Origin of the sequence: Cryobacterium sp. Hh38 (genome assembly GCF_004403235.1) — a bacterium.
GTDB lineage: Bacteria > Actinomycetota > Actinomycetes > Actinomycetales > Microbacteriaceae > Cryobacterium > Cryobacterium levicorallinum.
This window is the reverse complement of record NZ_SOHD01000042.1, coordinates 214584-228387: the sequence shown is the minus strand read 5'-3', so window position 1 is coordinate 228387 and position 13804 is coordinate 214584. Positions and strand designations below refer to the sequence as shown.

At 64.1% G+C, this 13804-nt stretch carries 13 protein-coding genes; 9 read left to right on the top strand and 4 right to left on the bottom strand.

Annotated features, from left to right (window positions below; translation table 11 throughout):
• Positions 1-78: 78 nt before the first annotated feature.
• The 3 genes from E3T41_RS15215 to E3T41_RS15205 all read right to left on the bottom strand — a co-directional run bounded on the left by E3T41_RS15215 (position 79) and on the right by E3T41_RS15205 (position 3554).
• Positions 79-1185: a BMP family protein gene (locus E3T41_RS15215; RefSeq protein WP_092448916.1), complete on the bottom strand. Its 1107-nt coding sequence runs from the start codon at positions 1183-1185 to the stop codon at positions 79-81.
• Positions 1186-1326: 141 nt separating this feature from the next.
• Entirely contained in the window at positions 1327-2388 is a 1062-nt protein-coding gene (locus E3T41_RS15210) for a BMP family protein (RefSeq protein ID WP_134479281.1), read from the bottom strand.
• Positions 2389-2432: 44 nt separating this feature from the next.
• Entirely contained in the window at positions 2433-3554 is a 1122-nt protein-coding gene (locus tag E3T41_RS15205; RefSeq protein ID WP_104133315.1) for a mannose-1-phosphate guanylyltransferase, read from the bottom strand.
• A gap of 82 nt (positions 3555-3636) precedes the next feature.
• Between E3T41_RS15205 and E3T41_RS15200 the strand changes: the two genes are divergently transcribed.
• The 9 genes from E3T41_RS15200 to E3T41_RS15160 all read left to right on the top strand — a co-directional run bounded on the left by E3T41_RS15200 (position 3637) and on the right by E3T41_RS15160 (position 12195).
• Positions 3637-4809, top strand: coding sequence for a glycosyltransferase family 1 protein (locus E3T41_RS15200; RefSeq protein WP_092448919.1), 1173 nt, complete (start codon positions 3637-3639; stop codon positions 4807-4809).
• Positions 4810-4919: 110 nt separating this feature from the next.
• Positions 4920-5333 carry a succinate dehydrogenase, cytochrome b556 subunit gene (gene sdhC, locus E3T41_RS15195; protein WP_092448920.1) on the top strand — a complete coding sequence of 138 codons (414 nt, stop codon included), beginning with the start codon at positions 4920-4922 and terminating at the stop codon, positions 5331-5333.
• A 12-nt stretch (positions 5334-5345) separates the two neighbouring features.
• Positions 5346-5798, top strand: a complete 453-nt coding sequence (locus tag E3T41_RS15190) for a succinate dehydrogenase hydrophobic membrane anchor subunit (RefSeq protein WP_092448921.1) — start codon at positions 5346-5348, stop codon at positions 5796-5798.
• A gap of 17 nt (positions 5799-5815) precedes the next feature.
• Complete coding sequence (sdhA, locus tag E3T41_RS15185; protein ID WP_092448922.1) at positions 5816-7636, top strand: succinate dehydrogenase flavoprotein subunit; 1821 nt, start codon at positions 5816-5818, stop codon at positions 7634-7636.
• Positions 7636-8397, top strand: coding sequence for a succinate dehydrogenase iron-sulfur subunit (locus E3T41_RS15180; protein WP_092448923.1), 762 nt, complete (start codon positions 7636-7638; stop codon positions 8395-8397). Before sdhA ends, E3T41_RS15180 begins: the two co-directional genes overlap by 1 nt.
• Before the next feature lie 65 nt (positions 8398-8462).
• Entirely contained in the window at positions 8463-9536 is a 1074-nt protein-coding gene (locus E3T41_RS15175) for a YihY/virulence factor BrkB family protein (RefSeq protein WP_134479280.1), read from the top strand.
• Positions 9537-9545: 9 nt separating this feature from the next.
• On the top strand, positions 9546-10403 hold the full coding sequence (locus tag E3T41_RS15170; RefSeq protein WP_092448925.1) for an exodeoxyribonuclease III: 858 nt from the start codon (positions 9546-9548) through the stop codon (positions 10401-10403).
• A complete protein-coding gene (gene trpS / locus E3T41_RS15165) occupies positions 10400-11404 on the top strand; it encodes a tryptophan--tRNA ligase (RefSeq protein WP_092448926.1) in 1005 nt (334 codons plus the stop codon). The genes E3T41_RS15170 and trpS overlap by 4 nt, the downstream gene beginning before the upstream one ends.
• Before the next feature lie 95 nt (positions 11405-11499).
• Positions 11500-12195, top strand: coding sequence for an HAD family hydrolase (locus E3T41_RS15160; protein ID WP_233195453.1), 696 nt, complete (start codon positions 11500-11502; stop codon positions 12193-12195).
• Between the two features lie 68 nt (positions 12196-12263).
• Here E3T41_RS15160 and glpK read toward each other — a convergent pair whose 3' ends face one another.
• Positions 12264-13778 (bottom strand): glycerol kinase GlpK, encoded by a 1515-nt coding sequence (gene glpK / locus E3T41_RS15155; RefSeq protein ID WP_092448928.1) that lies wholly within the window; start codon positions 13776-13778, stop codon positions 12264-12266.
• Positions 13779-13804: the final 26 nt, after the last annotated feature.

The window sequence follows — 13804 nt, the reverse complement described above, 5'->3', positions numbered from 1 at the left end:
GAGCGCGACGGGGGAAAAGCGCGGGGGAACTGAAATGGGGAGGCCGACAATCCGGCCTCCCCAGGTCACTACAGCGTATTACTGCTTCGGCGAGGAAGGCGATTCGACCGTGATCGAACCGTCGATGATTCCTGCTCTGATGGCGTCGAGCTCGTCGGCCAGGGTCGCGGGGACCTTGGATTCGAAGTCGTGGAACGAGGCAATGCCCACGCCGTCGTTGTCCAGAGTTCCGATGTACGGGGTGGCGTCGAAGGTGTCGTCGGCCGCGCCGGAAACGACGTCGAAGACGCTGACCTTGATCCCCTTGAGGATGCTGGTGAGGAACAGACTCTTGTTCGTCGCGTCGGTCTCATAGAGGTCAGCGTCAACGCCCAACATGGCGATGTCCTTGCCCGAGCTCTTGATCGCTTCAATCGCGCTCAAAAAGATCGGTCCACCAACGGGCAGCAGCACGTCGGCATTCTGGTCGATGAGGCCTTGCGCATTGGCAAGCGATTCGACGCCGGCGGCGAAGCCACCCGTGAACGAACCGGTCTGCGAGGCGACGTCCCAGCCGATGGTCTTGACGGAGGTGCCGTTCTGCTCGTTGTAGTACGCAACGCCGTCAGCGAAGCCATCCATGAAGATGGTGACGGTCGGAAATTGCATTCCGCCGTAGGTTCCAACGACGCCGGTCTTGCTGTAGCCGGCTGCCGCATAGCCGGCCATGAAGGCGGCCGGGGCGGTGTCGAAGATGATCGGCTTGATGTTCGGGGCGTCGACCTTGCCGTCGAAGTCGAGGTCGGCATCATTGTCAATGATGGCGAAGTTGACTTCGGGGTTAGCCAAGGCAGACTCAACGGTCGCCGCGGCGAGGTTGAATCCGACGGTCACGATGAGGTTGCAGCCCTGGTCGACAAGGTTCTGCACGTTGGACTGGTAGTCGGTCTCGGACGTTGACTCCACGGTTTTCGGCGTCACACTGAGTTCGGCCGCAGCCTCAGTGAGGCCCTCGAAGCCGAGCTGGTTGAACGACTTGTCGTCGAATCCACCGGCGTCCGACACCATGCAGGGCAGAAAGTCGCTCGCGGCGGCGGAGCTGGTGTCGTCGGTCGTTGCGGGTGCCTGAGCACAAGCGGCGAGCATCGCCACGGTACCGAACATTGCAAGACCGGCAAGTACGGTCTTACGGGTCGAAATTGTCAAGATGACCTCCAGGGTGCTGCCCAGCGAGATCGCACGGGCGTGGTGCGATCCACGTTACCCAATGAGACGCTGCGCAGATGAGCATTGTGCGTGCGCGACCGAGTCGTTACCAAGCCGCGACATTGGCGAAACAAATTTTCCCTATTGGGGTGAACTGGGGCCGGTCACTGTGATGATCCCCGCTATAATCGCGGCACGAATCTGTTCGAGTTCGTCCACCAATTCGGCTGAGACCAGGGCGGACTGATCGTGGAAATCGGCGATCTCGACGCCGCCGTTCTTGAGCGTGCCGACGAAGGCCTCGTTGTCAAAGCTGCCCTCGAGGTCAGCCCCGATCGTCTCGACGACCGCCGCTGACGTGTTTTTCAGCACGCTGGTGAGCACGACCGACTGAAACTGGGCCGGCAGGGTGACATACCCGTCGTTGTCGACCCAGATGATCGATACGCCCGGGTTCTCGATGGCAGCGGCCGCCGCGCCCTGGCCGACCTGACCGGCCACCGGCAGAATGATGTCCGCGCCCTGATCGATCAGCGTCTGGGTCAACGACTTGCCCTTGTTCACGTCCTCAAAGTCGCCGGTGAAGGAGCCGTCCTGGGTGTCCTTGTTCCAGCCGAGTACCTCAACCGTCGTCTCGTGCTTGTCGTTGTACATGGCTACACCATCGACGAAACCGTCCATGAACAGCGTGACCGGTGGCTGGTTGCCGCCGCCGAATGTTCCAACCTTGCCGGTTTTGGTGACGCCGGCCGCGAGGTACCCGGCTAGGAACGAGGCCTGGGCGGTATCAAACACGATCGGCTTCACGTTCGGCGCGTCAACGAACTCGTCAACGATCGCAAAGTGCACATCGGGATTTTTGGTGGCTTCGGCGAGGGTCGCATCGGCGAGCTCGAAACCGACGGTGAGCACGAACTGGCATCCGGTCGCTACGGCCTGGCTCACGTTCGGTGCGAGGTCGGTCTCCGCCGTCGACACGATCGCGTCGGTGTCAATGTTGTACTTCGTCGCCGCTTCCTGCAGCCCCTCCCAGGTGGACTGGTTGAAGGAGCGGTCGTCGAGACCGCCCGAGTTTGTGACCATGCGCGCGCAGTACTCCGGCTCCGTCACATCCGGTGTCGCGGTCGGTGTCGGTGCGGGCGCGCAGCCGACCAGCAGCACAGCGGATGACACGAGGGCAAAAACGGCAATCAAGCGGCGCATAGACACTTCCTTTAGCATGAACTGGAATTCTAGTCAGGTTGGGCCTAGAGCACGTCGCTCGAACCCGACAGCTTGAGCGCGTCGACGACCGCCTTGACCTTCTGGGCATTGGCACTCGTCGTCACCAGCAGGGCGTCGGGGGTGTCGACGACGACGATGTCCTCGACGCCGATCAGCGCGATCATGCGCCCGGTGTGGCTGACCACGATGCCGCTCGACGAGTCGGCGAGCACCCGGGCACCCTCACCCAGGATGGCGAGGTTGGCTTTGCGTCCGCCGGAGTGCAGCTTGGCGATCGAGGCGAAGTCGCCCACGTCGTCCCAGTCGAACTGGCCGGGAATGACGACGAGTTTGCCGGCGGCGGCGGCGGGTTCGGCCACCGAGTAGTCGATGGCGATCTTCTTCAGGCGTGGCCAGACCTGGTCGACGACGGCGCCGCGGGCCGGTGTGTCCCAGGCCTCGGCGAGTTGTATGAGGCCGGCGTGCAGTTCCGGCTCTGCCGCTTCGATTTCCGCGAGCAACCGGTCGGCGCGGGCAATAAAGATGCCGGCGTTCCAGAGGTAGTTGCCCTCGGCGAGGTAGCCTTCGGCGATATAGGGGCTGGGCTTCTCCACGAAGGAGTCGACGGCGAGAGCGGTCGACGCACCTTCAATATCGAGCGAGGCTGCGCTCTTGATATAGCCGAAGCCGATTGCAGCCTCGGTCGGCTGAATGCCGATGGTGACGATGTAACCGGCGTCCGCCGCGGCGACAGCCTCGGTCACAGCCGACCGGAACTGGGCATCGCCCTTGATGACGTGGTCAGCCGGAAACGACCCGATGATGACGCCGGGTTCGCGCAGCTGCAAAATCGCGGCCGCGAGGCCGATCGCAGCGGTCGAGTCGCGCGGTTCGCTCTCCAGCACAACATTCGGGTCGGCCAGTTCGGGCAGCTGCAGCTCGACGGCGGCGCGGTGGGCGCGCCCGGTGACGACCATGATGCGCTGCTCCGTGGAGAGCGGAACGAGGCGATCCCAGGTATCGCGCAGCAGGGTATGACCGGAACCGGTGAGGTCATGCAGAAATTTCGGGGCATCCGCTCGTGACAGCGGCCAGAGCCGGGAACCGATGCCGCCGGCGGGGATCACGCTGTACAGGCGATCGAGGGGCTCACTGGACGTAATCATCGCCCCAGACTATCGCTGAGGTCGCTACGACTGTTCACCCACCGGCCACCCGACGGCAACGCCCGCGGCCTACTTTCGAACCATGCGGATCGCAGTCATCAGCGAAAGTTTCCTCCCCACCATCAGCGGGGTGACCACGAGCGTCTGCAAGGTGCTCGAGCACCTCGCGGCCACCGGGCACGAGGCTATGGTGATCGCACCCTACGGCGCCCCGGCGGAATACGCGGGCTTTCCCGTGCACACCGTTTCAGCGCTCAACTACCGCCAGTTTCCGGTCGGTATCCCCAGTCCCCAGGTGCAGAAACTGCTCGCCGATTTTCGGCCGGACGTGCTGCACGCGGCCTCCCCCTTTCTGCTCGGAGCACAGGGCATCAGCGCCGCGAATCGGCTCGACATTCCCTCGGTCGCGATTTTTCAAACGGATGTCGCCGGTTACGCCCACCGCAATCACCTCGGCCCGGCCACCGCGCTCGCCTGGCGCTTCGTGAAGTGGGTGCACGAGGGCGCCACTCGAACTTTGGTGCCGTCGTCGTCGTCGATGGCCGCCCTGCTGCGGCTCGGCGTACCACGCCTGGCGATGTGGACCCGTGGCGTTGACCTCAACGGGTTCCACCCGAACGTCAAGAACGACCCGGCCGTCGCGGCGCTGCGCGAACGCATTTCGCCAACGCCCCCCATCGGCGCACGGCGCGACGTGATAGTCGGCTACGTCGGTCGGATGGCTCCGGAGAAACAGGTCGAGCGGTTGCGCGCCCTGCGCGGGCTGCCGGGCATCCGTTTGGCGCTGGTCGGTGACGGGCCGAGCGTACCGTCTATAGGTCGAGCGCTGGCCGGCATGTCCGTGACCTGGCTGGGCCGGCTCTCGGGCGCAGAGCTGGCCGTTGCCTACGCGAGCTTCGACCTGTTCGTGCATGCCGGTACCGAAGAGACCTTCGGGCAAACCATCCAGGAGGCCCACGCCGCCGGGCTGCCGGTGGTCGCGCCCTACGCCGGTGGGCCGATCGACCTGGTCGCCCACGGAGAAAACGGCTACCTGTTTCGGCCGGACGACGACCGGGACCTGAGACACTGGGTATCTCAGCTGGTCGGCGACCCGGCGCTGCGGGCGCGCATGGGGGAAGCCGGGCGCCGCGCCGTGCTCGGACGCTCCTGGCCGACGGTCTGCGCGGACCTGGTCGACTACTACGAACAAGCCATTGACGAGCGTCGTGCGGTGCGGGCCCACACGCATGTACCCCCGTCTATGCAGCGTTAGGGTAACCTAACCGGCACGATGTGGCGGCGCACTTGTAGACTAACGCTATGTGCTCACAGCACATTCTCGGTCTCACTAAAGAGCCATAATTCAGCCAGGGAGGGTTGTTCATGCCACAGAAGGCAGGAACCCTAGATTCTCAGCAGAAGACGACATCACGTCGCCCCGCCGGCACCCTGTATCGGGGTAACACGGGCATGTGGTCTTGGGTCTTACACCGCATCACCGGTGTCGCGATCTTCTTCTTTCTGCTCGTCCATATTCTCGACACGGCACTCGTGCGGGTCAGCCCCGAAGCGTACAACGCGGTCATCGGGCAGTACCAGACGCCGATCATGGGTCTCGGTGAGGTCGCACTCGTCGGCGCCATCGTGTTCCACGCCTTCAACGGGCTGCGCATCATTCTGATCGACTTCTGGAACGCCAAGTACCAGCGCGTACTGTTCTACGTCGTCATCGGCCTGTGGGTCGTCACCATGCTGGCCTTCGTGCCGCGCCACCTCATCAACGTGTTCAGCCACTAGGGGGCGATCGACATGACTTCAACAATCGAAGCTCCCCGCAGCCCGTACACCCGTTCTACCAGGAAGAGCGGCGTCAACTGGGAAAAGTGGGGCTGGATCTACATGCGCGTTTCCGGCGTCGTGCTGGTCGTGCTCATCTTCGGCCACCTGTTCGTCAACCTCATGATCGGTGAGGGCGTCAGCGCCCTGAACTTCGCGTTCGTCGCCGGTAAACTGACCAACCCGTTCTGGATGGTCTGGGACATCATCATGCTGTGGCTCGCCCTAATTCACGGCGGCAACGGCATGCGCACCCTCGTCAATGACTACGCGACGTCACGGATCAGCCGCGGCATCCTGAAAGTCGCGATCCTGGTCAGTGTTGTTTCGCTGATCGTGCTGGGCACCCTCGTGGTGTTCACCTTCGATCCCTGCCCCGCCGGTGCGCCTGCCGACCTCGTGGCCTCGTTCTGTAAGTCCCTATAGGAGCTGCACACAAAAAAATGACATCCTCCACAGCACCCGCCGGCGCAAACCCGGAGTCCACCGTCGTAGACGGTGTGCACTACCACCAGCACGACATCGTCATTGTGGGAGCGGGTGGAGCTGGCATGCGCGCCGCCATCGAAGCCGGCCCCCATGCCAGCACGGCTGTCATCTCCAAGCTCTACCCGACGCGTTCGCACACCGGTGCGGCCCAGGGCGGCATGGCCGCGGCGCTGGCCAACGTCGAGGAAGACAACTGGGAATGGCACACCTTCGACACGATCAAGGGTGGCGACTACCTGGTTGACCAGGATGCCGCCGAGATCCTGGCCAAGGAAGCCATCGACGCGGTCATCGACCTCGAGAACATGGGCCTGCCGTTCAACCGCACCCCAGAGGGCAAGATCGACCAGCGGCGTTTCGGTGGCCACACCCGCGACCACGGCAAGAGCCCGGTGCGCCGGGCCTGCTACGCCGCGGACCGCACCGGCCACATGATTCTGCAGACGCTGTACCAGAACTGCGTCAAGCGCGGCATCAACTTCTTCAACGAGTACTACGTGCTGGACCTCGTCATGACCAACGTCGACGGCGTCGACCAGCCGTCGGCCGTGGTCGCCCTCGACCTGTCAAGCGGCGAGCTGCACGTGTTCCAGGGCAAGGCGTTCATTTTCGCCACCGGTGGTTTCGGAAAGATCTACAAAACCACCTCGAACGCCCACACCCTCACCGGTGACGGTGTCGGTATCGTCTGGCGCAAGGGCCTGCCGCTGGAGGACATGGAGTTCTTCCAGTTCCACCCGACCGGCCTGGCCGGGCTGGGCATCCTCCTTACCGAGGGCGCCCGCGGTGAGGGAGCAATCCTCCGCAACGCCTCCGGTGAACGCTTCATGGAACGCTACGCGCCGACCATCAAGGACCTCGCCCCGCGTGACATCGTCTCACGCTGTATGCTCAAGGAGGTCGCGGAGGGTCGCGGTGCCGGTCCGGAGAAGGACTACCTCTACCTGGATTGCACCCACCTCGGCAAGGAACTGCTCGAGACCAAGCTGCCCGACATCACCGAGTTCGCCCGCACGTACCTCGGCGTCGACCCGGTCACCGAGCCTGTCCCGGTCATGCCGACCGCGCACTACGCGATGGGCGGCATCCCGACCAATGTGAAGGCCGAAGTCTGGCGCAACAACGAGGTCGTCGTCCCCGGGCTGTACGCCGCCGGCGAATGCGCCTGCGTCTCGGTGCACGGCTCCAACCGCCTCGGCACCAACTCGCTGCTAGACATCAACGTGTTCGGCAAGCGCGCCGGTATCAATGCGGTCGAGTATGTGAAGACGGCGTCATTCGTTCCGCTGCCGACAGACCCGGCCGGGGAAGTGCGCGAACTGCTGGAAGGCATCCGTTCATCGACCGGAACCGAACGCATCGCCGTGCTGCGCAAGATTCTGCAGGAGGAGATGGACAAGAAGGCTCAGGTGTTCCGCACCGACGAGTCCCTGGCCGAGGTCACCGAGACCATCCACCTGCTGCGTCAGCGCTACAAGAACATCGGTGTGCAGGACAAGGGCCGCCGCTTCAATACCGACCTGCTCGAGGCCGTCGAACTCGGCTTTCTGCTCGACCTGGCCGAAGTTGTCGTCTATTCCGCCCGCAACCGCAAGGAAAGCCGCGGCGGCCACCAGCGTGAAGATTACCTCGTTCGCGATGACGAGAATTATCTGAAGCACACCATGGCGTACCTCAAGGGTGACGCGATGTCGGCGGACGCCGCCGACCACATCAAACTCGACTGGAAACCGGTTGTCATCACCCGTTACCAGCCGATGGAGAGGAAGTACTAGTGAGTACCGCCACGATCGACAACAAGCCCATCGTTCCCGAAGAGATCAAGTCGTTCACCGCCACGATAATCGTGCGTCGGTTCAACCCCGAGGTCGACGACGAACCGCACTGGCAGGACTTCGACGTGCAGCTCTACCCGACCGACCGGGTGCTCGACGCGCTGCATAAGATCAAGTGGGAGCAGGATGGTTCACTGACCTTCCGTCGTTCCTGCGCGCACGGGGTCTGCGGTTCGGATGCGATGCGCATCAACGGCCGCAACCGCCTGGCCTGCAAGACGCTCATGAAGGACCTCGACGTCACGAAGCCGATCTACGTGGAGGCCATCAAGGGCCTTCCGCTGGAGAAGGACCTCATCGTTGACATGGAGCCGTTCTTCGCGTCGTTCAAAGAGGTGCAGCCGTTCCTCATGAACAGCGTCACCCCGGTCAAGGGCAAGGAACGCATTCAGACCGTCGCCCAGCGCGCGCGCTTCGACGACACGACGAAATGTATTCTCTGCGCCGCCTGCACCTCGGCCTGCCCGGTGTTCTGGACCGACGGCCAGTACTTCGGCCCAGCCGCCATCGTGAACGCCCACCGCTTCATCTTCGATTCGCGGGACGATGGCGCCCAGGTGCGCCTCGACATCCTCAATGACAAAGAGGGCGTGTGGCGTTGCCGCACGACCTTCAACTGCACGGATGCCTGCCCTCGCGGCATCCAGGTGACCCAGGCTATCGCCGAGGTCAAGCAGGCCATCATGCGCGGCAAGGCTTAACTGCCTTCTTATAGGAAAGACACCCCCGTCACTTCGACGGGGGTGTCTTTGGTTAAGCTGACACTGTGAAAGAGCTTGTAGCCCGCATCCTCACCTGGCGACCCGTGCGGGTGGTGACCCACTTCAACAACGTGGGTGGCAGCATCCTCGCCGCTGGAATGTCCTATCAGGCGATCTTCGCCATTTTCGCGGCTGTCTGGGTGGGCTTTTCGATTGCGGGGCTCTTTCTGACCGCGAATCAGGGTCTGCTGAACGCGCTCTACGCGATCATCAACCAGTCGATTCCGGGACTGATCGGCACCGACGGCATTATCGACCCCGAGCTACTCGCCACCGCCGGCATTCTCACCTGGACCGGAGCAATCGCCCTGGTCGGACTGCTGCTGACCGCGCTCGGCTGGCTGTCGGCGACGGCGCAGGCGGTGCGCACCGTCTTTGACATGCCGCAGCAGACGACGTTCTTTTTGCTGGTCAAGCTGCGCGAGCTCGGCCTCGGGCTGGTCTTCGGCCTGGCCCTCGTGTTGTCGGCGATCGTCTCGCTCGCGAGCACCGCGCTGCTCGGCCTGCTCTTTGGCATCTTTCAGATACCGCAGGACTCGTTCTTCTACGAAGCCTCGGCCCGCGCCATCGGCCTGGCCGTCGTGCTCGTCATCGATACTTTCACCCTAGCGGCCCTGTTCCGGGTGTTGTCGCGGGTACGCATTCCGGTACGGCGGTTGTTCGCCGGCGCGCTGCTGGGCGGGTTGGCGCTCGGCCTACTCAAAATTCTCGGTGGTGCGCTACTCGGCGGCGCCAGCCGCAACCCGCTGCTGGCGACCTTTGCGGTAATCATCGGGCTACTGATCTGGTTCAACCTGGTGAGCACGGTCACGTTGATCGCGGCGTCGTGGATTGCGGTGGGGATGGACGATGCGGGGATTCCGCCCCACACGCTCAGCGCCGATGAGGCGGCGGAAGACCAAGCGCAGCGGATGCACGATGCCCTGAGGCTGACCGCGCAGGCCGAGCTCACCGCCGCCAGAGCGGATCGCGATGCCTCGCCCTGGTATGCCCGGTGGGGTGCCCGGCGGCGGCTCAGGGCTGCCGAAGCTGTCGTCGAAGGCTTTGCCCGGGCAGATGCGGCGGACACCCCAAACTAGACTTGACCCATGTCTGCAGCCAAACCTCTCCGCATTGCCAGCATCAACACGAACGGGGTACGAGCCGCGTACCGCAAGGGAATGGGCGACTGGCTGAATGCCCGTGACATCGACATTCTGGCCATCCAAGAGGTGCGTGCCTCCACCGAAGACCTCGAGGGGCTACTCGGTCCGGACTGGAATATTCTGCACGACGCCGCCACCGCCAAGGGCCGCGCCGGGGTTGCCCTGGCAAGCCGCGCGGGGGCATCCATTCATCGCGTTGCCCTCGGTGCTGAGGAATTCGACAGCGCCGGCCGCTGGCTCGAAGCCGACTACGAGGTCAACGGCCAGATCATCACCGTGGTGAGCACGTATGTGCACTCCGGCGAGACGGACACTCCCAAGCAGGTGGAGAAGTACAAGTTTCTGGACGCCATGATCGCTCGGCTGCCGGAGCTGAGCACGCACAGCCCGCTCGCGCTCGTGCTCGGCGATCTCAACGTCGGGCACCGCACGCTCGACATTAAGAACTGGCGCGGCAACAAGAAGCATGCCGGTTTTCTGCCGGAGGAGCGTGAGTATTTCGACCGTATTCTCGGCGCTGAAGGCGACGATTTGTACAACGCGGGCGCCGGACTCGGCTGGGTGGACGTCGGACGCAAGTGGGCCGGCGAGGTTGAGGGTCCATACACCTGGTGGTCTCAGCGCGGCCAGGCATTCGACAACGACACCGGATGGCGATTGGACTACCACCTGGCCAGCCCGGAGCTGGCGGCATCCGTGGTGTCGTATGCGGTCGACCGGGCCGCAGCGTACGACCAGCGTTGGAGCGACCACTCCCCCGTCGTTGTCGACTATGACCTTTCTGGAGCGTTGAACTCATGACCAAACCCCGCCTCTATTCGGGCATGCAGCCCTCCGCCGAGTCCCTGCAGATCGGCAACTACATTGGCGCGCTGCTGAACTGGAAGTCGCTGCAGCAGACCCACGACGCGTTCTTCAGCATCGTCGACCTGCACGCGATCACCGTCGCGCAGGAGCCTTTGAAGCTGCGGGAGAACACCCGCGGCACGGCGGCGCAATACATTGCGGCCGGGATCGACCCGTCGGCGTCGACGCTGTATGTGCAGTCGCATGTCGCGGCGCACGCGCAGCTGGCCTGGGTACTGAACACCATCACCGGGTTCGGTGAGGCCAGCCGCATGACCCAGTTCAAGGACAAGTCCGCGCGGCACGGCGCCGACGCGACGACGGTGGGCCTGTTCGCCTACCCGACACTGATGGCGGCGGATATTCTGCTCTACCAGACCACGGTGGTGCCGGTCGGAGAGGACCAGCGCCAGCACGTTGAACTCACCCGCGACCTCGCGCTGCGCTTCAACTCACGGTTCGGCGACACCTTCACGATTCCCGAGGTGGCGATCGTGAAGGAGACCGCGAAGATCTACGACCTGCAGAATCCCACGTCGAAAATGTCGAAGTCGGCCGAGTCGCACGCCGGAGTGATCTGGCTGCTCGACGAGCCCGGGGTCACCAGGAAGAAGATCATGCGGGCCGTGACGGATGCCGACGGCGGCGTGGTCTTCGACCGCGAGAACAAGCCGGGCGTGGCGAACCTGCTCACGATTTACTCCGTGTTGGCCTCCCGCACGATCGAGTCGCTGGAGAACGAGTACGCCGGGCGAGGCTACGGCGATCTGAAGAAAAGTCTCGTCGAAGTTGTACTCGGCACCTTCGACCCGATTCGCGAGCGCGTCGCCGAGCTGCTCGGCGACCCGGCCGAACTCGACCGGGTGCTGGCGTCGAACGCCGCCCGGGCTGACGCTGTTGCGAACGAAACCCTGGCCACCGTCTACGACCGCGTCGGCTTCCTCCCCCGCCGCTGATGCCCGTCCCGAGCTCTGCGCCTGCTGGCGAGAGCGCAAAAAGTGCCCGATTGGACCCGTCAAATGGGCACTTTTTGCGCTCTCGGCGACCTGGGGTGGTGCTGTTCGACCTCGACGATACCCTGTTCGAGCACCGCGGAGCTGTTGCAGCGGGAATCCTGCTGCACCTCGACCGGATCGGCGGTGCATTCGCGACCGGCGACCGCAATGCAGCAATCGTGCTCTGGGACGCGCTCGAGGAGGAGCATTACCACTCCTACCTCGCCGGCGCTCTGGACTTTGCCGGCCAGCGGCGCGCCCGGGCCCAGGACTTCGCCGCATCGTTCGACATCTCGCTGACCGACGCCGAGGCCGACGCCTGGTTTGACGAGTACTTTCTGAGCTACCGGGCCAGTTGGCGGCTGCACGACGACGCGCTCCCCTGCCTCGACGCGCTGGCGGAGGTTCTGCCCGGGGTGCGCTTTGGCCTCATCACGAACGGCGACCCGGTGTTTCAGGGCGAGAAGATTCGGCGGGTCGGGCTGACCCACCGGTTCGAGCACGTCGTCACCTCCGGTGCTCTCGGCTTCGCCAAGCCGGACGCGCGCATCTTTCAGCACGCCTGCGCGCTGTTCGACATTCCGGTGGAGGGGGCGGTGTACGTGGGCGATCGGCTTCGCACGGATGCCGTGGGCGCGGCCGCTGCGGGGCTGACGGGTGTCTGGCTGGACCGCGCCGGCGCATCCGCTGCCCCCGTTGGAATCCTCCGTATCGAATCCCTCCACGACCTTCCGCCCCTATTGGCACAGTAACGCGAGAGCGCAAAAAGAGCCCGCTTGGATAGTCCAATCGGGCACTTTTTGCGCTCTCGCGAGAAGAGCTAGCGCACGTCTTCGTCTACCCAGTCGAGGGTCTTCGTTACGGCCTTCTTCCAGTTGCGCAGGAGGCGATCGGCCTCGTCCTTGTCCATGGACGGCTCCCAGCGGGAGTCCTCCTGCCAGTTGGCGCGGAGGTCGTCGAGGCCACTCCAGAAGCCGACGGCCAGGCCGGCCGCATACGCGGCGCCCAGGGCGGTGGTCTCGGCGACGACCGGGCGCACGACGGGCACGCCAATAATGTCGGCCTGGAACTGCATGAGCAGGTCGTTGGCCGTGGCACCACCGTCGACCTTGAGTTCGGTCAGCGGAACCCCGGAGTCGGCGTTGACCGCATCGAGCACCTCCCGCGTCTGGTACGCGATGGCCTCGAGCGCGGCGCGGGCGATGTGGCCCTTGTTCACGTAGCGGGTGAGACCGACCAGGGCGCCACGGGCATCCGACCGCCAGTACGGTGCGAACAGACCCGAGAAGGCCGGCACGAAGTACGCCCCGCCGTTGTCCTTGACCGTCTTGGCGAGGTCTTCGATCTCGGAGGCGTTCTTGATGATGCCGAGCTGGTCCCGCATCCACTGCACGAGCGAACCGGTCACGGCGATCGATCCCTCGAGCGCGTAATGCACGGGGGCGTCGCCGAGCTTGTAGCCCACGGTCGTGAGCAGGCCGTTCTTGGAGTGGATGATCTCGGTGCCGGTGTTGAAGATCAGAAAGTTTCCGGTGCCGTAGGTGTTCTTGGCCTCGCCCTGGTCGAACGCGGCCTGGCCGAAGGTCGCGGCCTGCTGGTCACCCAGGATGCCCGCAATCGGCACCTCGCGCAGCAGGCTGTGCCCGCTCGCGATGCCGTAGACCTCGGACGAGCTCTTGATCTCGGGCAGCATCGACTTGGGCACGTCGAAGATGGCCAGGATCTCGTCGTTCCACTGCAGGGTTTCGAGGTCCATGAACATCGTGCGGCTGGCGTTGGTGACGTCGGTCGCGTGCACGCCACCCTCGATGCCGCCGGTCAGGTTCCAGAGGACCCAGGAGTCGGTGGTACCGAACAGGAGGTCGCCGGCATCCGCTTTCGCGCGGGCGCCCTCGACGTTCTCGAGGATCCAGACGATCTTGGTGCCGGAAAAATAGGTGGCCAGCGGCAAGCCGACCTTCTGCTTGAAACGCTCGACACCGCCGTCGGCCGCGAGGCGGTCGACGATTGCCTGGGTGCGGGTGTCCTGCCAGACGATGGCGTTGTAGACGGGCACGCCGGTGTTCTTGTCCCAGACGACAGCGGTTTCGCGCTGATTGGTGATGCCGATGGCCTCGATGTCGTGCCGGGTGATGTTCGCTTTGGACAGCGCCTGGCCGATGGCCTCACGGGTGTTGTCCCAGATTTCTTTCGGGTCGTGCTCGACCCAGCCGGCCTGCGGCAGAATCTGCTCGTGCTCAAGCTGACCGGTCGAAATGATCGACCCGGCCTTATCGAAGATGATCGCGCGGGAGCTCGTGGTTCCCTGGTCGATGGCGAGAACGTACTTGGCCATTTGTAACTCCTTTGTTGTTCCAGGTG

Excerpts from the sequence above, each read along its gene's own strand:
- trpS (WP_092448926.1), top strand. The coding sequence starts at position 10,400 with ATGACCAAACCCCGCCTCTATTCGGGCATGCAGCCCTCCGCCGAGTCC.
- E3T41_RS15190 (WP_092448921.1), top strand. The coding sequence starts at position 5,346 with ATGACTTCAACAATCGAAGCTCCCCGCAGCCCGTACACCCGTTCTACC.
- E3T41_RS15205 (WP_104133315.1), bottom strand. The coding sequence starts at position 3,554 with ATGATTACGTCCAGTGAGCCCCTCGATCGCCTGTACAGCGTGATCCCC.
- E3T41_RS15210 (WP_134479281.1), bottom strand. The coding sequence starts at position 2,388 with ATGCGCCGCTTGATTGCCGTTTTTGCCCTCGTGTCATCCGCTGTGCTG.
- E3T41_RS15200 (WP_092448919.1), top strand. The coding sequence starts at position 3,637 with ATGCGGATCGCAGTCATCAGCGAAAGTTTCCTCCCCACCATCAGCGGG.
- E3T41_RS15170 (WP_092448925.1), top strand. The coding sequence starts at position 9,546 with ATGTCTGCAGCCAAACCTCTCCGCATTGCCAGCATCAACACGAACGGG.
- glpK (WP_092448928.1), bottom strand. The coding sequence starts at position 13,778 with ATGGCCAAGTACGTTCTCGCCATCGACCAGGGAACCACGAGCTCCCGC.
- sdhC (WP_092448920.1), top strand. The coding sequence starts at position 4,920 with ATGCCACAGAAGGCAGGAACCCTAGATTCTCAGCAGAAGACGACATCA.
- sdhA (WP_092448922.1), top strand. The coding sequence starts at position 5,816 with ATGACATCCTCCACAGCACCCGCCGGCGCAAACCCGGAGTCCACCGTC.